The organism is Hominimerdicola alba (genome assembly GCF_900109655.1).
GTDB lineage: Bacteria > Bacillota > Clostridia > Oscillospirales > Ruminococcaceae > Hominimerdicola > Hominimerdicola alba_B.
In genome coordinates this window covers 259555-279740 of the sequence record NZ_FOAT01000002.1, presented here as the reverse complement: position 1 = coordinate 279740, position 20186 = coordinate 259555, and the positions used below count along the sequence as shown (strand labels likewise).

General features: G+C 46.8%; 21 protein-coding genes and 1 pseudogene. 11 read left to right on the top strand and 11 right to left on the bottom strand.

The genetic code is table 11. The features are described from left to right. Positions 1 to 16 precede the first annotated feature (16 nt). The 6 genes from BMY75_RS03465 to dtd form a co-directional block, all read right to left on the bottom strand. The gene (locus BMY75_RS03465) at positions 17 to 637 is read right to left on the bottom strand and encodes a TIGR04100 family radical SAM protein (protein WP_074829739.1); all 621 of its coding nucleotides are present in this window, start codon (positions 635 to 637) and stop codon (positions 17 to 19) included. 117 nt (positions 638 to 754) lie between these two features. Continuing rightward, positions 755 to 1444 (bottom strand): histidine phosphatase family protein, encoded by a 690-nt coding sequence (locus tag BMY75_RS03460; protein WP_074829736.1) that lies wholly within the window; start codon positions 1442 to 1444, stop codon positions 755 to 757. Beyond that, the gene (locus tag BMY75_RS03455) at positions 1416 to 2216 is read right to left on the bottom strand and encodes a CPBP family intramembrane glutamic endopeptidase (RefSeq protein ID WP_074829733.1); all 801 of its coding nucleotides are present in this window, start codon (positions 2214 to 2216) and stop codon (positions 1416 to 1418) included. The genes BMY75_RS03460 and BMY75_RS03455 overlap by 29 nt, the downstream gene beginning before the upstream one ends. Beyond that, positions 2204 to 2677, bottom strand: coding sequence for a GNAT family N-acetyltransferase (locus BMY75_RS03450; RefSeq protein ID WP_074829730.1), 474 nt, complete (start codon positions 2675 to 2677; stop codon positions 2204 to 2206). The genes BMY75_RS03455 and BMY75_RS03450 overlap by 13 nt, the downstream gene beginning before the upstream one ends. Positions 2678 to 2698: 21 nt before the next feature. Then, a complete protein-coding gene (locus BMY75_RS03445) occupies positions 2699 to 3172 on the bottom strand; it encodes a hypothetical protein (protein ID WP_074829727.1) in 474 nt (157 codons plus the stop codon). A gap of 15 nt (positions 3173 to 3187) precedes the next feature. Then, a complete protein-coding gene (gene dtd, locus BMY75_RS03440) occupies positions 3188 to 3652 on the bottom strand; it encodes a D-aminoacyl-tRNA deacylase (RefSeq protein ID WP_074829724.1) in 465 nt (154 codons plus the stop codon). Between the two features lie 295 nt (positions 3653 to 3947). On the opposite strand from dtd, the gene BMY75_RS18370 reads away from it, so the two are divergent. From BMY75_RS18370 to BMY75_RS03430, 3 genes are read left to right on the top strand one after another with little or no spacing between them, the layout of a single operon-like run. Then, positions 3948 to 4049, top strand: coding sequence for a DUF6019 family protein (locus BMY75_RS18370; RefSeq protein WP_242940154.1), 102 nt, complete (start codon positions 3948 to 3950; stop codon positions 4047 to 4049). Continuing rightward, complete coding sequence (locus BMY75_RS18365; protein WP_242940153.1) at positions 4030 to 4188, top strand: hypothetical protein; 159 nt, start codon at positions 4030 to 4032, stop codon at positions 4186 to 4188. The genes BMY75_RS18370 and BMY75_RS18365 overlap by 20 nt, the downstream gene beginning before the upstream one ends. Continuing rightward, positions 4167 to 4751 carry a helix-turn-helix domain-containing protein gene (locus BMY75_RS03430; protein ID WP_074829720.1) on the top strand — a complete coding sequence of 195 codons (585 nt, stop codon included), beginning with the start codon at positions 4167 to 4169 and terminating at the stop codon, positions 4749 to 4751. The genes BMY75_RS18365 and BMY75_RS03430 overlap by 22 nt, the downstream gene beginning before the upstream one ends. Positions 4752 to 4818: 67 nt before the next feature. Here BMY75_RS03430 and typA read toward each other — a convergent pair whose 3' ends face one another. The 4 genes and pseudogenes from typA to BMY75_RS18700 form a co-directional block, all read right to left on the bottom strand. Continuing rightward, positions 4819 to 6633 (bottom strand): translational GTPase TypA, encoded by a 1815-nt coding sequence (gene typA, locus BMY75_RS03425; protein WP_074829718.1) that lies wholly within the window; start codon positions 6631 to 6633, stop codon positions 4819 to 4821. Between the two features lie 290 nt (positions 6634 to 6923). After that, the gene (locus tag BMY75_RS03420) at positions 6924 to 7796 is read right to left on the bottom strand and encodes a hypothetical protein (RefSeq protein ID WP_074829714.1); all 873 of its coding nucleotides are present in this window, start codon (positions 7794 to 7796) and stop codon (positions 6924 to 6926) included. Between the two features lie 83 nt (positions 7797 to 7879). Continuing rightward, positions 7880 to 8380 (bottom strand): peptidylprolyl isomerase, encoded by a 501-nt coding sequence (locus tag BMY75_RS18705; protein WP_242940160.1) that lies wholly within the window; start codon positions 8378 to 8380, stop codon positions 7880 to 7882. Between the two features lie 117 nt (positions 8381 to 8497). Then, positions 8498 to 8905: pseudogene (locus BMY75_RS18700) on the bottom strand (peptidylprolyl isomerase); the annotation flags it as partial. 463 nt (positions 8906 to 9368) lie between these two features. Here BMY75_RS18700 and BMY75_RS03410 point away from each other — a divergent pair. The 5 genes from BMY75_RS03410 to BMY75_RS03390 all read left to right on the top strand — a co-directional run bounded on the left by BMY75_RS03410 (position 9369) and on the right by BMY75_RS03390 (position 15594). Next, a complete protein-coding gene (locus BMY75_RS03410; protein WP_074829710.1) occupies positions 9369 to 12029 on the top strand; it encodes a YfhO family protein in 2661 nt (886 codons plus the stop codon). Positions 12030 to 12045: 16 nt separating this feature from the next. Beyond that, on the top strand, positions 12046 to 12990 hold the full coding sequence (locus BMY75_RS03405; RefSeq protein WP_074829706.1) for a LysR family transcriptional regulator: 945 nt from the start codon (positions 12046 to 12048) through the stop codon (positions 12988 to 12990). Between the two features lie 98 nt (positions 12991 to 13088). Beyond that, a complete protein-coding gene (locus BMY75_RS03400) occupies positions 13089 to 14288 on the top strand; it encodes a trans-sulfuration enzyme family protein (RefSeq protein ID WP_074829701.1) in 1200 nt (399 codons plus the stop codon). Between the two features lie 73 nt (positions 14289 to 14361). Further along, positions 14362 to 14868, top strand: a complete 507-nt coding sequence (locus tag BMY75_RS03395; RefSeq protein ID WP_170844238.1) for a kinase — start codon at positions 14362 to 14364, stop codon at positions 14866 to 14868. A 45-nt stretch (positions 14869 to 14913) separates the two neighbouring features. Next, positions 14914 to 15594 carry a JAB domain-containing protein gene (locus tag BMY75_RS03390; protein ID WP_074829693.1) on the top strand — a complete coding sequence of 227 codons (681 nt, stop codon included), beginning with the start codon at positions 14914 to 14916 and terminating at the stop codon, positions 15592 to 15594. A 517-nt stretch (positions 15595 to 16111) separates the two neighbouring features. Here the strand turns inward: BMY75_RS03390 and spoVAC are convergent. Then, positions 16112 to 16570, bottom strand: a complete 459-nt coding sequence (gene spoVAC / locus BMY75_RS03385; RefSeq protein ID WP_081350433.1) for a stage V sporulation protein AC — start codon at positions 16568 to 16570, stop codon at positions 16112 to 16114. A 1630-nt stretch (positions 16571 to 18200) separates the two neighbouring features. Here spoVAC and BMY75_RS03380 point away from each other — a divergent pair. Genes BMY75_RS03380 through BMY75_RS03370 form a run of 3 tightly spaced genes read left to right on the top strand, consistent with a single transcriptional unit; the run spans position 18201 to position 20182 of the window. Beyond that, positions 18201 to 18533 (top strand): PadR family transcriptional regulator, encoded by a 333-nt coding sequence (locus tag BMY75_RS03380; RefSeq protein WP_024858421.1) that lies wholly within the window; start codon positions 18201 to 18203, stop codon positions 18531 to 18533. Beyond that, the gene (locus tag BMY75_RS03375; RefSeq protein ID WP_074829689.1) at positions 18520 to 19395 is read left to right on the top strand and encodes a DUF1700 domain-containing protein; all 876 of its coding nucleotides are present in this window, start codon (positions 18520 to 18522) and stop codon (positions 19393 to 19395) included. The genes BMY75_RS03380 and BMY75_RS03375 overlap by 14 nt, the downstream gene beginning before the upstream one ends. Further along, complete coding sequence (locus BMY75_RS03370) at positions 19388 to 20182, top strand: DUF4097 family beta strand repeat-containing protein (protein ID WP_074829686.1); 795 nt, start codon at positions 19388 to 19390, stop codon at positions 20180 to 20182. The genes BMY75_RS03375 and BMY75_RS03370 overlap by 8 nt, the downstream gene beginning before the upstream one ends. The last annotated feature ends 4 nt before the right edge of the window (positions 20183 to 20186 follow it).

The window sequence follows — 20186 nt, the reverse complement described above, 5'->3', positions numbered from 1 at the left end:
TCATTTCCAAAGGGCATCATTTTGTTTCCAGCGGACGAACTCTCAGCGTCACGCCTATGCTGTCAGCAACCGCCTGGGATTTAGCTATCTCCTCTTCGCCGATAACATCGACCACAGTGAGTATAACATTGGGCACATACTTTTTCATGGTCTCAGCGAATGAGAGCATTTCCGCAAAGCAGTCCTTGTCAGTCCACTTCGGGCGGGTTATCGCCATATAAGCCTCGCTGTCCGAAGCGTTAAGGCTGATTGAAACAGTATCAATAAGTCCATTGAAATCCTGCTCGGTCTTTCTTCCGTGTATCAGGTTCGCCAGACCGTTTGTATTGAGCCTGATGGGCGTATCGCATACCGAGCGAATATACTCAGCGGTTTTCAGCAGGATATCCAGTTCACTGGTAGGCTCGCCGTAACCGCAGAAAATTATCTCCTTGTAAGAAGAAAGGTCACGTGTTTTAAGGTTTTCAATGACCTCATCAAAACTTGGCTGATGTTCCAGCCACAGCGGGTCGGAGCCGTAAGCGCCGTCATCATTCTGTCTCAGGCAGAATGTACAAGCGCAAGGACATTTGTTTGTGATATTCAGATAAAGCTTACCCCATAGCTCATAGGATATGGTCATAGCTGTTTTTTTCATTTTCCATTCCTCCGTTTATATTAATGCTCAACTCATACATATTATAACATACCCAGCATAAAAGATAAAGCATAATTTTACACAAAAAAAGACCGCACACGGCAGTCTTTTAAAGTATTATTTTGCTTTCAGCTGAGTTCTCTCATACTCTTTCAGATGATGTGTGTCATTGAACGTGCATATCCTGAAATTTGCCTTATCGCCGTATCTGTCATCGGTGCAAAGTTCTGTCACTGCTGTGAAATCCGCATTGAACCCCTGCCATACTATCATCGGCGAGATATTCAGCAGATGCGCCGTAACTGCGCACATCGCCCCGAAATGGCAGAACATAGCTATGGTGTCATCGCACTTCCGCTTGACTTCGTAATGTCTGCCGTTTCGGATAAGCCCGTACTTCGCCAGCACCGCATCAACTCCTGCGTTTACACCCTGTATACGCTCGCCCATACCTGCCGCTTTCATAGCGGGATGCTCATACCAGCCCTCTTTTTGGTAGAATTCGGGTATCTCCGTCCAGTAATCGGGGGGCACATCCCAGACCATTTCTTTTTTGCCGCTATCGGGATTTTCCCACATCAGGTCAAATTCGTGAAGCCATTCGCAGACCTCTGCCTGCTTGTCGGGATATTTTTCCAGCGTTGCCTCACAGGTCTCCCGTGCCCTGCCCATAGGCGAAACATAAAAGTCCTTTATATCCTCACCCGCAAGCCTTTCCGCCAGCAGCTTCGCCTGCGCGATACCTGTTTCTGTTAGGCAGTCCTTAGCATAATCGGGCTCACCATGCCTGAGTATAAGTAACCTCATTTTTACCTCCCTGTGATCTGTTTTCCACTTTTTCTTTTCTGAATAGAACTATCAGCGAAACCACGAACATCACCGCATATGCCGCAGGTCTCAAGGACAGCATCGCTGAGAAAATCTCCGTATCTTTCCATTCAGTATAGCTTCCTATATTGATGATGATGTCATAAACAAAATGGAGTATCATCGGCAGTAATATATTGCCTGTCTGCAAATAAACTACCGCAAATGCAAAGCCTATTATGCTTGTTTCTATGAATCTGGAAATGTCCCAGCTAGTCAGTATGTGTATCAGACCGAATATGACTGCCGAAAATGCCGCAAACCCGAGTTTTACCGCAGTTCCGCCCTTGGTATACCTATAACCCTCACACATCAGTTCGCGATTCAGTATCTCTTCAAAAAAGCCTGTGGTCAGCTGCTGTAATATCACCCGCGATATCAGCAGACCCGCAGTAAGCCCCGTTACAGCCTTTGCACCAACGCAGAAGGATGCCGCGGTATATACAAAAAACAGCAGAAATCCCGCCGATGCTGCAAATGCCGCTTTTGGGTGATGGAACCCGAAAACTTCCTTTGCGTCTTTGCCGTAAAGCTTTTTCAGCAGATACAGCACCACCAGCCCGAACACCAGTCTTAATGCACTGCTGAATATGTACCACGGTGTACCCTTGAGAAAGTTCAGTGCAACTATCAGCGATATCGATACAAAAACGATCTCCACCATTACCCCCGCTACTATCCCGCACAGGCGTTTATCCTTCAGCACTCCCATAACATTATATACTCCTCATCATTTTCTTCTACTATCTTAAACCCGACCTTTTTGTAAAGCTTCACAGCGTAATTTGCTTTCTGTACCGCCAGTGAAGCCCTTGCAAAGCCCGCATTTTTCAGGACTTTCAGCATCTCAGTCATAAGCGCCGTGCCTATGCCCTGACCTCGGTACTCTTTGTACAGCGATATCGCAAATGATGGTGTGTCGCTGTCAATATGACCGTAATCCTCCATTATCCGCGTCCATACCGCCCCGACTATCCTGCCCTCACATTCAGCGAACAAGGCATTATCTCCCGCACGCGTACCGAAGTCCTCGGTATACACCTGCAATTCGGGCTTTTTTATGATATCCCTCGGCGGGGGTTCTACCCCCTCGGGGATAAAAATCGCCTCATACAAAAAATCCTCCAACAGAGGATATTCGTCCTTTTCGGGCTTTCTTATGGTATATTTCATGTTTCTCCTTTCTCACGGCTATTATCTCTCTTTTGTGCCGAATACTTCTTTCGCAGCCCTGAGTCTTTCATTATCCTGTGCGCACAATTTCTCTATCTGCTTCCACACATTCTCATTTTGTTCCTGACGATCCAGGTTTTCTCTGAAGATCTCCAGATCTGCTTTTTTGTAGCTGTAAAAAAGCATGGATATGTACTCATGTACATAGGAACCCTTATCTTCTCCGAGTCTGCACAATCCTTCCGCCAGCTGACGGAATCCTTCTTCTTTTCCCATCTTTTCGGCTATCATAAATGTCATGCTGACAGCCTTGTGATACTGTTGAGGGTGTATCTGAGTGAACTCAGTTTCAAAAGTACTGCATAATCTTTTTACCGCATCTTTTTCCGCGGTAAAATTTCCCGAACGCACATCATCATAGAGTTCATCGAACCTTTCAAAGTTCTCCTCTTCAAAATGATGCATATTATAGATAACTTCGTCTACCGAAAACATAAATACATCCCGCCTTTATGGTCTGAGTATCTCTCCGTCAACGCACTCTATCATCACTGTGAAAGGTCCGTCGTTTTCAAGGCTGACTTTCATATCCGCACCGAAAATGCCTTTTTCCACCTTGCCATTTATGCGTTCGTCACAGCATTTGCAGAAATACTCGTACAGTTCATTCGACCTGTCGGGGGCACCCGCATTGACGAACGAGGGACGATTTCCCTTGTGGCAATCCGCATACAGCGTGAACTGGCTGACGCAGAGTATATCTCCGCCCACGTCATTCAGTGAGAGATTGGTCTTGTCATTCTCGTCTGCAAATATCCTGAGTTTGCAGACCTTATCCGCCAGCTTTTCGCAATCCTTTTCATCGTCCCCGTGACCTGCGCCCATCAGTATCAGGAAACCCTTGTCTATCTCACCAACGACCTTGCCGTCAACTGCCACCCGCGCATAATTCACGCGCTGAATAATTACCTTCATATTTTCACCTCAATGATATTTTGAACGCGTGCTATCTGCACTGCGGTCATTTTTCTGAATGTCAATACATTTTAGTTTAGCATATTTTTTCTGATATTGCAAGTGTGAAAAAGCCCTGCCCACACTTAATGCCCTGTGTCGGGGCAACGCGATCAAAGCCGCGCAGATACGCGATGTAAAAGACCTTTTACATTACCCCGAACGCCCTTTTTGTAAAAATGTTTGGGTGGATTTTAGTCTGAGAGGGTGGTAAAATATCAGCAGGAACCAAAAACGGGCGGGAGGTGAAAGGGTTATGCATGAACCGGGGATATCGGCGGGCACAGCGGTGATAGTGCTCATCTCGCTTTACTTTGTGATAAAGCGGGCGGTAAAAAATGGTATTACTGAGGCTTAACGTGCCATCACAGGCAGGGATACCGCTGAGGATAACGAGATCCGAGAACTGCTCGGACTTGAAAAAGAAGATGAGATGTGATATCATAGTGTATATCACATCTCGGGAGGATACAACATGGAACTGGGTGCGCAGATAAAGAGACTCCGCAAGGAACGGGGCTGGAATCAAGATGAGTTTGCCGCAAGGGCTTATGTCAGCAGGCAGACTGTTTCAAACTGGGAGAATGAAAAAAGCTATCCCGATGTCCACAGCCTGATGATACTCTCCGACATCTTTGGCGTTACCCTGGACGAGCTTGTCAAAGGAGATGTTGAGACTATGAAAAAAGAGATAGACAATGCAAGTATCGATGAATACAAACTCTGGGCGAATATATATTCTGTGATGTTCATCATCGCACTACTGCTGCCCTATCCGCTGTCAAGGTTTTTCGGTTGGTGGGGAGCTGGCGCATGGCTGTGCTTCATGGCAGTGACTATCGGAGTGGCTTTCAAGGTGGAAAAGCTCAAAAAGAAGAACAATGTGCAGACTTTCAAGGAAATAACCGCCTTTCTCGAAGGTAAGAGCCTTGATGACCTCGAACAGATGCGTGAGGAGGTCAAGCGCCCCTATCAGAAAGTTCTGCTTGCCATCGGTGCAGGCGTGGCGGCACTCGCCGTAATGATGATAATGCACCTGTTATTGGATGTGCTGAAATAATTATCCGTAATACACAATGCGCCCCCCGCAGACCTGCGAGGGGCGCATTAGCTATGAATTATAAAAATCACATCTTCGCTCTGTCTTTAGCTCTCTGCTGATTGCTCAGGGTTCTCTTTCTGATACGTATGCTCTTGGGTGTTACCTCCAGCAGCTCGTCATCAGCCAGGAATTCCAGTGCGTCCTCCAGCGACATATTTCTGGGCGGGATAAGACGCAGTGCATCGTCAGAACCGCTTGCACGGGTGTTGGTCAGATGCTTTCTCTTGCAGACATTTACAACCAGGTCATCAGACTTAGGTGAAGCACCAACAACCATGCCCTCGTATACCTGAGTGCCGGCTGTGATGAACAGCTCGCCTCTCTCCTGTGCATTGTACAGACCGTAGGTAACTGCCTCGCCTGTCTCAAATGCTACCAGTGAACCCTGTGCTCTCTTGGGGATATCGCCCTTGTAAGGCTCGTAACCCTCAAATACGGAGCTCATGATGCCCTCGCCCTTTGTATCGGTAAGGAACTCGCTCTTGTAGCCGAAAAGTCCTCTTGCAGGGATAAGGAATTCAAGTCTCATTCTGCTGCCGATAGGATTCATAGCCTGAAGCTCGCCCTTACGGCTGCCAAGCTTCTCCATTACAGAACCAACGCAGTCCTCGGGAACATCTATAACAACTCTCTCGATAGGTTCGTTGAGCTTGCCGTCTATTTCACGGTAAAGTACACGGGGAGTGGAAACGCCCAGCTCGTAACCCTCACGGCGCATATTCTCGATGAGTATAGAAAGGTGCATCTCACCTCTGCCCGCAACACGGTAGGTATCAGCATTGTCGGTCTCGGATACTCTCAGGGATACGTCCTTCAGCAGTTCCTTGAAAAGCCTGTCTCTGATGTGACGGGTAGTAACGAACTTGCCCTCTTTGCCTGCAAAAGGCGAGTTGTTTACCGAGAATGTCATCTCGACGGTAGGCTCGCTTATCTTTACGAAAGGCAGAGGCTCGAACTTGCCAAATTCGCAGATGGTATCACCGATGGTGATGTTCTCGATACCGCTGATGCAGACGATATCACCTGCCTTAGCCTCGGTGCAGGGAACTCTGTTCAGTCCCTCAATCTGATACATGGTAACTATCTTGCCGCGGTATTCCTGCTTGGTGTTGTGGAAGTCACCGATGGAAACGTCCTGATTTACCTTCATAACACCGCGCTCTATCCTACCGATAGCGATACGGCCTACATACTCGTTGTAGTCGATAGCAGATACCAGATACTGCATACCGCCCTCTTCTTCAACCTCGGGAGCAGGTACATAGCTGAGAATCATATCAAACAGAGGTATCATATCGGTACCGCCGTCCATTGTCAGCGAAGCAGTACCGTCTCTGCCCGAGCAGAAAAGTACAGGGCTGTCCAGCTGCTCATCGGTAGCGTCAAGGTCAAGAAGGAGCTCAAGAACTTCCTCAACTACCTCTTTAAGACGAGCGTCGGGACGGTCGATCTTGTTTACAACGATTATGATCTTGTGACCGAGCTCCAGAGCCTTCTGCAAAACGAAACGGGTTTGAGGCATAGGGCCTTCAGCAGCATCAACCAGCAGAAGAACGCCGTTTACCATCTTCAGTACACGCTCAACCTCACCGCCGAAATCAGCGTGGCCGGGAGTATCGATAACGTTTATCTTAACGTCATTGTACTTTATAGAAGTATTCTTCGCCAGGATAGTGATTCCTCTCTCACGCTCGATATCGTTAGAGTCCATGACTCTCTCTTCAACAGCCTGATTCTCTCTGAACGTACCGCTCTGCTTGAGCATCTGATCGACAAGTGTGGTTTTACCGTGGTCAACGTGGGCGATTATAGCCACATTACGCAGATCTTCTCTTACCATTTTTCTTCCTCCCATTTTTTTGCAGAAGTTTTTTCCTACCTGTTACTTATTTATTCCCATTCTTTTAATTGAGCCCAAAGTTCAATAATTTGGGACCTTTCTGAGGGCACTGTAAAGTGCAATTTAACGAAATGCCCCAAACAGCAAAATAACCCTGCGCTCAGCGCAAGGTCACTTTCAGACAATATATTATAGCATATCATTATGAGTTTGTCAAGCATTGTTAAATTATTATTTTTGTCTGACGTTTCTCAGCTTCTTTTGTTATATAATTTATACGGGGGTTAAGCCTATCTTTCCGAAACAGTGTAGGTATCCCGCTCAATATGGACATCATATTCCCTCTTATCACCGTCGGGAGATTCCAATACCATCACCGTATCCCCTGCGCGCCTGAAATCGGCTTGTATCATATACTCATCGATATCCTCTGTATACGCGATCTCAACACTGCCGTATTTATCATCTGCGAGGTATACCGAATAGTTCTCATCAAAACCGCCCTCTTCTTCGCTCATTATACAAGCACTGTAAACAGGGGGCTTAACCAGACAAAGTACAGTCAGTCCCACTACGCACACTCCTCCGACAACCGCACCAACTGTCCTTATCTTCTTTCCGCTGAATATCAGCACAGGGTAGAATATCATCATGCAGGCGCAGAACAGCGCTATCAGTATATATTTCGGCATCGAGAACTGAAACTCAGAAAAATATTCCATATACGAAGTTCCCGTAAGTAATATCATCGGCAGAAGTATCAGATATCCCCACCATTTGTCCTTTTTCATCCAGTACCCGATATATCCCATCGGAAGACACAGAAGAGTCCATATGAACCAGTAGGGATAATACCCGAAAAGCTCCCACCCAAGGGGGCTGAATGGCACTTGTATCAGGTATACCAGCGGCTGACTTATCAGAAAGAACACAAAGCATTTAAGCGCCGAATCAAGATTTGACCTGCTGTTCATGATAATGAATATCCCAAAGAATATCCACACTTCAAAAGTTACTGCCATGGCATGGAACGAGGTGTGTTCCAGCACAGGCACTATGGCAAAGACCGCCGTCAGCGCCCCGGCGATAACAGCCATTATGATAAGTTTCAGCCAGCTGAGCTCAACTCCCCCGAACAGTTTCTTTACCGCATTTTTTATCATTGTTTCCACCTTTATCTTCTAATAAAAATGCCATAGCATCTCTGAATATTAATCCTGAGATGCTATGGCTGATCGGGTCAAGATCAGTATTTTACAGTGAACTGTACTCTGTCATTGCCGTTCTCATCGGGGTCTATCATCTCAGCCTTTACTATGGTGATAGGTGTGCCGGGAACAGAAAGCTCTGCATAACCGCCGTCAGTGTAGCCGCGGGATACAGTTGTGAAACCGTCAACGACGTCCATACCCTCGGTAACTTCACCGAATGCTGCATAGTTGCCGTCAAGGTAGCTGCAATCGGTATAGCAGATGAAGAACTGGCTGGAAGCGCTGTCAGGATCGTTTGATCTTGCCATGGAAACAGTACCGCGGACGTGCTTCAGATCGTTATCAACGCCGTTCTCGCTGAACTCGCCCTTGATGGTCTCTGAAGAACCGCCCATGCCTGTACCCTCGGGGTCACCGCCCTGTGCCATAAAGTCATCAACAACGCGGTGGAATGTCAGACCGTCATAGAAGCCCTCGCCTACCAGCTTTTTGAAGTTCTCGCAGGTGATAGGAGCCTTGTCTGCATGGAGTGTCATTGTGAATGTGCCTTCCTTGAATTCTCTCTCAGTAAAGTCAACAGTGAACTTTGCTCTGTTATGACCGTCAGCATCAGCGGATATCATCTTAGCCGATGTGATGGTTATGGGATTTACGGGAGAAGCAAGCTCATTGTTCTGGTTCATCGTTCTGTCGCAGTTGAGGAACCTGTCAACAACTTCCATGCCCTCAGATACCTCACCGAACGCCGCATAGTTGCCGTCAAGGAAATCGCAGTCTCTGTAGCAGATGAAGAACTGGCTGGAAGCACTGTCGTTCTCCTGTGATCTTGCCATGGATACTGTGCCTCTTACGTGCTTGAGGTCGTTCTCAACACCGTTGTTGCTGAACTCGCCCTTGATGTTCTCGCCGGAACCGCCTGCGCCTGTGCCCTCAGGGTCGCCACCCTGTGCCATGAAGTTTGCCACTACTCTGTGGAATGTTACACCGTCATAGAATCCGCTGTTTACCAGCTTTTCAAAATTCTCGCAGGTGATGGGCGCCTTGTCCTCACGCAGTGTGATAACGAAGCAGTTGCCCGAGAGATCCTCGTCACCCGAAGTAACAGCATCTCCGCCATTGTTCTGTGCCGCAGTATTCTTATCATCGGAAGCCTTTGAGTTATCTTCCTTTTCGTGTGCGTTTCCGCATGAAGCGAACGCACCGCAGGTCAGTGTCATAGCCACTGTCAGCGCCATAACTTTCAGCGCCTTGGTTATTCTGTTTCTTTTCAAGTTTTTTCAAATCCTTTCATTGATTACCGCCGCCGAGAGCGGCCACTATATTATTGTCGCTTCTCAATTATAGCACCTATCTTCTCAAAAATCAACCGAAAGCTGTATATTTCACCGAAATTTCATCATTCCACCTTACTGCGGTTGACTTTTCAAACCATCCGCATTATAATATATAGTATCTGCGCAAAGTGCTAAAGCCAAAAAGTGCTCAGAAATTTCAATACAAATCCATTACTAATAAGGGGTCACTATGGAAAAGACAAAAAAGCAAGAACTTCCTGCGGCGCTGCTGACGGTATTATCGGCACCGCTGCTTATCATGGCGGTCATATTATACGCCTATAAACTGGACGGCGCATTTCCTTTCGGCAAGGGAACGGTAGCATGGGGCGATATGATACAGCAGGTAGTCCCGCTGCTTATTGATTTCAAAGATATGCTTGCGGGCAAGGACGGAGTATTCCTGAACTTCAATAATGCCTCGGGCATGAATATGTGGGCGGTTATATTCTTCTTTCTTGCAAGCCCTTTCTCGTTCCTTGTGGTCTTCATAAAAAAGACGGATATGCTGTACTTTGCAAATATCCTCGTCATGCTGAAACTGATGGTCTGCGGCGGCACTGCTTCGCTCTACCTTTATAAGACCCGCAAAAAGCTCTACCCCGTGTGGATAGCCGCTCTTGGTACGCTTTACGGTCTCTGCGGCTACGGTCTGCTTTACTATCAGAACGTTATATGGCTGGATATGATGTACCTTTTCCCGCTGATGCTGCTGACTCTGGAGATGCTCTGCGAAAAAAAGCGCGTCCTGCCCTATACCCTTGTCCTCGCCGCCATGATGGTGGTAAACTACTATATCGGATATATGGTAGTAATATTCATCATGCTGTTTATTGGCATTGCCCTCTGCAATATCCGCCGCGAAAGTTCTGGCGGAGAGACCGCTGTTAGATTTGCAGTTGGCTCCGTAATGGCAGCCCTGCTGACAGCCGTTGTATGGCTGCCCAGCCTTTTACAGTATACCCAAAGCGGCAGAGTTAAGGAAGAGTTTTTCAGTTCGGTGAAAAACTGCGGATTTCTCACCACCTACGAGACCGTACTGCCAACCATTCTGTGCTCGGCATTCGTGCTGACAGCAGTATTTTTCTTCTCCTGCGACGGCAAGTCACGCAGCCGCAAGCTAAACAATTATCTCACACTCTCAATTCTCACCCTTATCCCGATAATCGTTGAGCCCATAAACCTCATGTGGCACACAGGCAGTTATATGTCATTCCCCTCACGATTCGGCTTCATCACCGTATTCATGCTGACTGTCTGCACTGCCATGTACCTTGAAGAACGCGATACCATCCCACGCGAGAACAAACTCACTGACCATATCGCAGTGATAATACCCGCGCTGGTGGCCACATACCTGTTCATTGACCTCATCACCGATTTTATCGAGAAAAACCGCGAGACCGCAGGCAAATATACACGTTCACTCTGGGGTGACAGAAACTCACTTCAGATATGCGTTGCAATGTTCCTGCTGATGTCAGCAATGTCCGTCCTGATGCTCCTGTTGTACCGCAGGGGTCTCCTCAGCACCAGAACACTTTCCATAATCTGTACCGCACTTATCCTCTGCGAATCATTCGCAAACACAAGGATATACCTCACCAACCCCGTGCTGAACGACCCCGAGCGTGCTGAAAATCAGAACAAGGTCTATGACCTCGCTGACAGGATAGATGACGATGAACTGTTCCGCGTAAAGACCGACGGAAAGCTGTTTTACGTCAACTTGGTGGGCACCCTCGGCTACGGTTCAATAAGTCACTATACTTCCCTGAACAGTCAGGATTATATGTTCATGATGAAGCGTATGGGCGTGTCTTCAAACTGGATGGACGTAGGCAGTTACGGCGGCACCGAGCTCACCGATATGCTCATGAGCATAAAGTATAAGATAGTACGCGGAGAAGCCGAAAATGCGGTTTATTCCAATGAGGAATACTCCATAACCGAAAACAGCGCGTTCCTCCCCTCGGGTATTATCCTTGGCGATATCTCCGCTATTGAGGGCGAACTCCCTGATATGTCCCGCAGCGAGATACAGCAGTTCATCTGCGATAACGTACTTACCGATAACGCAGTAAAAACCTATTCCTTTGATGGCACAGAAAACGGCAGTGGCTATACCGTAGCATGTGGCGAAACCCGCGAGCTCACTCTCGATATAAGCGGCAGACAGTCCATCTACTTCGATGCTTTCGACCGTCCCAAGGTAGCCCTCGGCAGTGAAATCGACGGCAGTTTCGATATCATGGTGAACGGCAGCATGATAAAGACAGGCTATCCCAGCGGCGAATTCAACGGCTTGCTGAAACTCGGCGAATTTGAAAATGAGACTGTAACCATCACAGCGAAAGTCAAAAAGGATACCGACCTGCGTTCCCTTGGTGTGACTGCCATAGATACCGATAAACTTTATTCCGCCGCCGAAGCCGCAAAGACAGTGGGCTTCACCCGCAAGGGCGGAAAGCTCACAGGCAGCATAAACGCCAATGCAGGACAGTACTGCCTGATAAATGTACCTTACACCGACGGACTCAGAGTACGCATCAACGGAAAGTCCACCCCATGTATAAGAGTGCTTGGCGACCTCACCGCAGTTGAGCTCACCGACGGCGAGAACGATATCACCGTCACCGCTATGCCAAAGGGCTTCATCGCGGGACTGATAATGAGCATAGCAGGCGCAGCCCTCTGCATACTTTGGCACTTCGTTATCAGCAAAAAGCTGAAAGTTCCCGAAAAGGCTTCAAAGGCGCTGATGTGGACTGTCATGGCAGCAAGTCTGGCTGTATTTATGGCAGTATATATAGTACCCGTGTTAGTTCACCTCACCGCAGAGGATAATTAAAGGAGGCGTAAAGGCAATGACCTTACAGCAGCTGAAATATGTAATAACCATCGTGAGCTGCGGCTCTCTCAGCGAAGCCGCAAAACAGCTGTATATCTCACAGCCCAGCCTTTCAAATGCTGTGAAGGAGCTTGAAAAAGAGCTTGGCATCGAGATATTCCGCCGCACCCCCCGCGGCATGACCCTCTCCTCCGAGGGCACCGAGTTCCTCAGCTATGCAAGACAGGTAGTCGAGCAGGCTGAGCTTCTTGAAGCCCACTATTCAGGGGGCAAAAAGATAAAAAGGATATGCTCCATATCCACCCAGCACTACGCCTTTGCCGTTGAAGCTTTCGTGATAATGCTCTCCGAACTGGATCACGAATCCTATGAATATACCCTCCGCGAGACCCGCACAGGCGAGATAATCGACGATGTCCGCGACCTCAACAGTGAAGTCGGAATACTGTTTATAAATGATTTCAACCGCAAAGTCATACTCAAACTGCTGAAAGAGAACAATCTGGTCTTCCACCCCCTATTCCGTGCCGACCCCCATGTGTTCATAAGCAAGGCACATCCCCTTGCCAAGGAAAAGCAGGTCACCTACGAACAGCTTGAAGACTACCCATTTGTATGCTTCGAGCAGGGTCAGCTGAATTCCTTCTATTTCTCCGAAGAGATATGCAGTACCCGCACATTCAAAAAGCAGATACACGTAAGCGACCGCGCAACGCTGTTCAATCTCTTAGGCGGACTCAACGGCTATACCATATCAAGCGGCGTGCTGGGAAGTGATATCAACAGCGGCACCATCACAGCCGTACCTCTCGTTACCGATGAAGATATGCTGTTGGGCTGGATAGAGAACAGCCGCACAGGACTTTCCAACGCCGCAAAACGCTATGTGGATACCCTGAAAAAGGTCATCGACAGCTATGGCTTCATCCTTCTCGACGAAAGCTCTGATATTCCGCAGTAAAAATTCACATTAAATTTACAAATTTCGTCGTCTGATATGATATAATAAACTTTGGTATTTTATTACGATAAAGCATTATTCTGAAAGGAAGTAAAATAATGAGTGACAAGAATCTTGAAGAAATGAGTTTTACCACCCGCGCTATCCATGTCGGCGCTGAGCCAGACCCCGCAAGCGGCGCTATCGAGCCCTCTATCTATATGGCAAACAGCTTCCTGCTGCCCTATGACCCTTCTACTATGAACTGGTCTGCATCAGAAGCTAATATATATACCAGAAACGGCGGCGTCAATCAGGGTATGCTGGAAAAGAAAGTCGCAAATCTCCACGGCGGTGAGGACTGCGTAGTTCTCGCAAGCGGTGTTGCGGCACTTTCCGCTCTGTTCTTCACCAAGCTCAAAAAGGGCGACCACGTAATATTCTCCACCGTTACATATATCGCTACATACCGTATCTTCAACGAACTCTGGTGCGAAAAGTGGGGCATCGAAACAAGCATAGTTGACTGTACCGATATCGAAAAGATAAAGGCTGCTATACGTCCCAATACCAAGCTTATCCACTTTGAGACCCCCGGCAATCCTACCTGCTGCATCTGCGATATCGAAGCTATCGTTAAGCTGGCTCATGAGAACAATATCCAGGTATCCGTGGATAATACATTCTCTTCGCCTTACAATACAAGACCTCTGGAATACGGCGTTGACTTCGTAGTTGAGAGCCTTACAAAGTACATCAACGGTCACGGCGATTCCATGGGCGGTGCTATCATCACCGACCACGAGACCTGCGAAGCTATCCGCTACCAGGCTCAGGTCAACATCGGCGGCTGCATCAGCCCTTTCAACGCATGGCTTATACAGAGAGGCGCTGCAACATTCCCTCTGCGTATGCAGGTGCATAACGACAACGCACTGGCAGTAGCAGAATGGCTTGAAAAACAGCCCTGCGTAAGCTTCGTAGCTTATCCCGGTCTGAAGAGCTTCAAGAACCACGAGCTGGCAGTAAAGCAAATGAAGAACGGCTTCGGCGGTGTACTCAGCTTCGGTCTCAAGGGCGAGCACGACCTCTACAACAGAGTTGTTACTCACCTGAATGTGTTCACATCAGCTGTATCCCTGGGCAACACAGGTAGCCTGATAGTATTCCTCGGCGAGGACGACGAGAGAATGTACCTCTACCCCGAGGAGTTCCACGGCGGATTCTACCGCGTGGCTATCGGTATCGAGGACAAGAACGACCTCATCAACGACCTCAGACAGGCATTCAAGGCTGAGGGTCTTGAAACTGTAGACTGATACATACATCAACATAATATCAAACGCGGCATTTCCTTTAAAGAAATGCCGCTGTTTTTAAAGGAGAAATATCATGCCCAAGCTCATAATCCTAAGAGGAAATTCAGGCAGCGGAAAGACCACAGTTGCCCAAAAGCTACAGCATATCATCGGCAGAAATACCATGCTGATACCACAGGACTACGTCCGCCGTGAGTTGCTCTACGCCCGCGACGGCGATGACAGTCCTGCCATTCCCCTGATGACATCCCTATTGGAATACGGTCACGGGCATTTTGAAACCACCATCATCGAGGGAATAACAAAATCTGATTGGTACAGCCCGCTTTTCAAACGGGCAAAAGAACTCTACAAAGATGAGGTGTACGCCTACTATTTTGATATCCCATTTGAGGAAACTCTCCGCCGACACGCCACCCGCGATAAGTGCGGAGATTTCGGCGAGAAAGAAATGCGGGAATGGTGGAACGATAAGGACTATCTGCCATATCTACCCGAAAAGACCATAACAGAGGATATGTCCGCCGAAGATATCGTTAATATGATACTTAACGATATCGGATATGAACAGCGATCATAATGCTACACCGAAACGAACCCAGATTATCAACAAAGGAGAATCGCTATGGTTGAAAACTCAGGGCACCGCGAACGTATGCGGCAACGATTCAGAAATAATACCGACCTCAGCAATTTCACCGAGCAGGAAGTTCTGGAAATGCTTCTGTTCAATGTCATTCCCCGCGCCGATACCCGTGAGACCGCACATGATCTGCTTAATAAATTCGGCAATCTGCACACCGTCCTCTCCGCCGATATAGATTCTCTTTGTCAAGTAAAAGGCGTGGGCATAAAATGCGCCGAACATCTTGTATTTCTGGGACAGGTCTTCCGCCGCGCCGAAAAAGAGAGCCTTATCACCGTTCAGGCAGACGATTTTGAATCTCTCAGCAGGTACCTCACAAATTTCTTCAAAGGCGACACCACAGAAAGACTCTGTGCTTTCAGTATCAATAAATCGGGAAAACTCACCGCTTGCACAGTCCTCTCCGTTGGTATCACCAATCAGATCGCCTTTGATATCGAAGATCTAAAAAAATTCCTGCACCAAAACAGCGCAGAAATGCTTCTGCTAGCCCATAACTGCCCTGACGGCTCTGCTGATCTCACCGAGGAAGATATCCTGCTCACCCGAAAGATACGCAATCTGCTGGAAGATGAGGTTTATCTTCTTGACCATGTTATAGTTGGTGCAGATGGTATGATCTCTATGCGGTCAATGGGCGGGTTCAGAGCGTTTGAGTGAGCCTAGCATCTGCGTGGAAACTGCCAATGAGTCAATCCGCGCGGTTTATACGAATGCGTCGGCATATGCCTCGAGCTAGCAGGCTTGCGGGAGGTTTGCACAGTCAGCAAAGCTGACTGTTAGAGGCAGAGCCTCTCGGTCAAGGCGCAAAAGCAACGCGGCAACAAAGTAATAAATAGCAAAGCAAACTTCCGCCCCAATATGGCGCGGCACGCGGTCGACGCAGTCACCGCTACAAAAATACGAGCGTGGACAAAACAACTGTCCACGCTCTTTTTACGTCCGTAAGTTATTGCCGCGCCGTCATCGGACAGCGATAGCGAATCCGATGACTCGCCTCATCAGGGGCGACAAACGTCACCACACAAACTCAAGAAACGAGGGGCGAATCGTCCATCGCAGTGCGGATATTGCTGAGCTCAAATGTTCCACGCGGAACATTTGTTTGAGATCAAAGCGAATACAAGTTCAGCAAATATCCGACTATCCCACCATCCCGATCACCATCAGCACCCACTCACTTGGAAAGATAATAAATCACCCCATAAGCAATACTAGCCAAAGTCCCGTAAAGTATCACAGGTCCGCAAATAATGAATATTTTCGCCCCTACACCCGTGATATAACCCTCAGTGCGAAACTCCAGAGCAGGTGCGCATACCGAGTTCGCAAACCCGGTTATCGGCACAAGAGTGCCCGCACCCGCGTGTTTTGCGATCTTTTCGTAATGCCCCAGACCAGTCAGCAAAGCCGAAATAAATATCAGCGTGATGGACACCGCCGTCGCACTCGCCTTTTCGCCCAGACCCCAAGCACCGTATCCCGCCGACAGCAACTGCCCCGCGACGCATATCAAGCCCCCTGTAATAAAGGCTTTCGGCACATTTTTGTACCACTTGCTGCCACGCTCTGCGGCGGCACACATCTCCTTGTAACGCTCCTTTGTGATGCCCGTTTTATCTGTAAAATCCTGCATGATATGACCTCCCGAAAATCATTAACGAAAATTCGCACAAACAGCCCTCGCAATTTTTGCCTGAATATGATTATATAAAAACAATATTTAGCTGCTCTGATTATTGTTACCGGGCAGCTTTTATTTATACAATTTTTCGCCCAGTTATTAATGAATCTTTACCATATGGAAATATTATCCAGTAGATTTTAAGCGTTGTTGCTAATTCGCCTCTTTATAAAACGTTTTTCTTGTGGTATTGTACAACGTGAGTTAAATGGTTTAAAAAATTTAATACCGCCCACTTCACAGTCTGATCCACCCGAAATCGCAATATTTGAATCACGCTAACCGAAAAGATCACACGAAAATTTTCGCTCATCGAATTTGCGAAATAGCCCGCGCATCAATTTATATACAAAAAATGTCTTCAATATCAACAGTCCATGTCAGTGCCCGCAGAATTTGTACTTAATTTTTTGCAATTATTAAGAAAATGCAACTTAATGCCATATATTTCCAATAGATTTTAAGCATAGTTGCTAAATCGCGTGTTTAGAAAACGTTTTTATTGTTACATTGTACAAATAACGTTAAATGATTTAATAAATCTTAAAATGCAAATTTGCACTCTTCAGAGTCGCTCTGTAATTATGTACAATTATTGTATAGCCTTCTTCTTAATTATTACGCGAAAGGGCTTAATTTATACAGATTCGTTCCTAACTATTAAGGAAATTTTACCTAAATCCAGTATTTTCCATTAGATTTTAAGCATTATTGCTAATTCATCTGTTAGAATAACGTTTTTGATAGCAGATTATACAATTCAAATTATGAACGACATTTCACAATTTCAAACTCAACTTAATTAACCGGTCTGCACTCATCGCCCACCAAATTTTGTGTATAAAAATTGTACAATTCCGTTCTAAACTATTGCGCAAAAGAGCTTAATTTATACAGATTTCTTCCTAATTATTAAGGGAATTTTGCCTAAATCCAGTATCTTCCAATAGATTTTAAGCATTGTTGCTAATTAAACGATTCACACGATGCTTTTATTGACATTATCCACAATTTAAATTATGAACACCATTTCACAATTTGATTCTCCGACTTAATTAACCGCTCGCACCCCGAATAACGGCTCTTTCTGCTCATGTACTCTCAACACTTTATATAGTAACCGTTCTTCCGAGGACTATTCACCTATTATATAGTCCCTCAACCTATATATAATAGAAAGCCCGCATCTGATCTCAGCTCAATCCACCCTTGCCACACTCCAATACTTCACCGGAAGTCCCGCCATTCTTCTGCTAAACCACCCCAAAACATCACACCGAGCCATCACCTTGTACAGAATGTTATATTTAACTGTGGTGTGCAGCTTAGTTATTGTTCAAATATACAAAGTCTTTTTATTCTCACAATATTATATTGACAAATGATATTATACGTCGTATAATATCATCAGAACAAAGATATTACAGAACTCAAAATACTGTAAGAGAAAAAATATTACACAGTATAAAATGCACTGCAGAGCAAAAGAGACGAGATGACATCAAACAAAAGACAAAAGAGAACGCCCAAAAGGCAAGGAGAATGACTTATGCACAGAGTTATCAAAGAAAGGAGCAGGAATATGGGATTTCCGGTCAACGCAGGACTGCTTGATGCAATGGTGCTTTCGGTGGTCCAGAACGACGATACCTACGGTTATGAGATAACACAGTTCCTCAGAAAAGCCGTTGATATCTCAGAATCAACCCTCTACCCCGTACTTAGAAGGCTCCAGAAAAACGACTATCTGGAGACCTACGACAAAGAGTTCATGGGAAGAAACCGAAGATATTACAGAGTCACCCCAAAGGGTAACGAGGCACTGGAAGAATATCGTCAGGAATGGCAGACACACAAAGAAAAGGTAGACAGTATATTGATGAACAAGGGGGCGGACGATAATGAACAGACTTGAATTTCTTACAAGCCTCAGATATAACCTTGAAAAAGGCGGGCTGCCCCGCGAGGATATCGAGGACGCGCTCAGCTATTATGAGGAGATATTCCTCGATGCAGGTTACGGCAGTGACGAACAGACAGCACAAACGCTGGGAGACCCGGAGACACTCGCTAAGGAGATACTCATAGAAAACGGTATCCACCCCGAAGGCGACGCTTCATTTGAAGTCGGTGCTGCAAAAAGAGCGCCCTTTGAAGACGTTCAGGACGTTGCTTTTGAAGAAGTGGGCAAGGAAAATACCGAGAAGAACGGCTCCTATAATTACGGCTACGGTTATACAGGCACCGAGAATACATCATCATACGCAAACAATTCTCAGTACGCTTCTTCACAGACATCGGGAATATTCTTCGATGCAGCTACAAAAGCAAATCAGGTACTGGGCGGAGCTATCAACGAAGCAAAAGATGCTTTCAACAGAAGCTTCAACGACCCCACGATGACAGAAGCACAGAGGACCACCCGCAATAATACTCTTCTCAAGATAATCCTCCTTATCGTGACCTTCCCACTGTGGATAGGCGTTGTTGCAGCTGTCGGCGGAGTACTCTTCGGATTGGTGGCAGCACTTTTCGGTATTGTTATCGCACTGGTGGCAGGCGGATTTTCAATGGTGATCTCAGGTATCGTAAACCTGTTTGGATACACTCCCGAAGGCATCATGATGATAGGCATCGGCATGATAATGCTCGGCATTTTCGGTCTTGTAGCAAGACCCGGCTTTGCAGGTATCAGAAGACTTGCAGGCGCTTGCGTAAACAGTATGCGCAGCATTTTCGGAAAGATATTCGGAAAAGGAGGACAGCGTTATGAATAATATAGATCTTGAAGAAAAGACATATACCACACACAGAAAGAGAGTTTTCCCCTTCTTCTCGGTAGGGCTGATAATAGTCGGCACAGCGATGCTTGTAGGCGGCGGTATATTCTATGATCAAGCTGAAGCTTCAGAACATAACATAGGCAAAGTGATTTCCGTTTCCGATAATTTTGAACTTGGCAAAGCAAGTTCTGTCAAGATAGATGCGGGCGCAGGCAAACTCGATATCCGCCCCAGTTCCGATGACCGAATCCACATTGAAGGCAATGTTCCCGAGGACTATGTCATTAAAGAAAACGACGGAATTCTTCTGGTTGATCTTACACAAAACTGGAACTTCCACTTCAACTTCAACGCCTTCGATATAGGCAGTTCCACCGTTGACGCAATTCTCTATCTCCCCGAGATCGAATACGAAGAACTGTATCTTGAAGTCGGCGCAGGTGAGATAACCGTAACAGATATCAAGTGCCGTGAAGCTTCCATTGATTCAGGCGCAGGTGAGATAACTGTCAACGGTCTGACCGCTAAAGGCTTAGTCAGAACAGATATAGGTGCAGGCGAGATCACTATCACCAAAGCAGTTACAGGCGGTCTTGATGTAGATATCGGCGCAGGTGAATTCACTTATACCGGCGAAGTCAACGGCGATATCGATGTTGACTGCGGCGCAGGCGACTGCAATATCGCCCTCACCAACGATCAGGATGAATTCTATAAGAAATACTCTGTAGATACAGATTCAGGTGTGGGCGATATCAAGGTCACCTTCAATAATAAATAAAGAA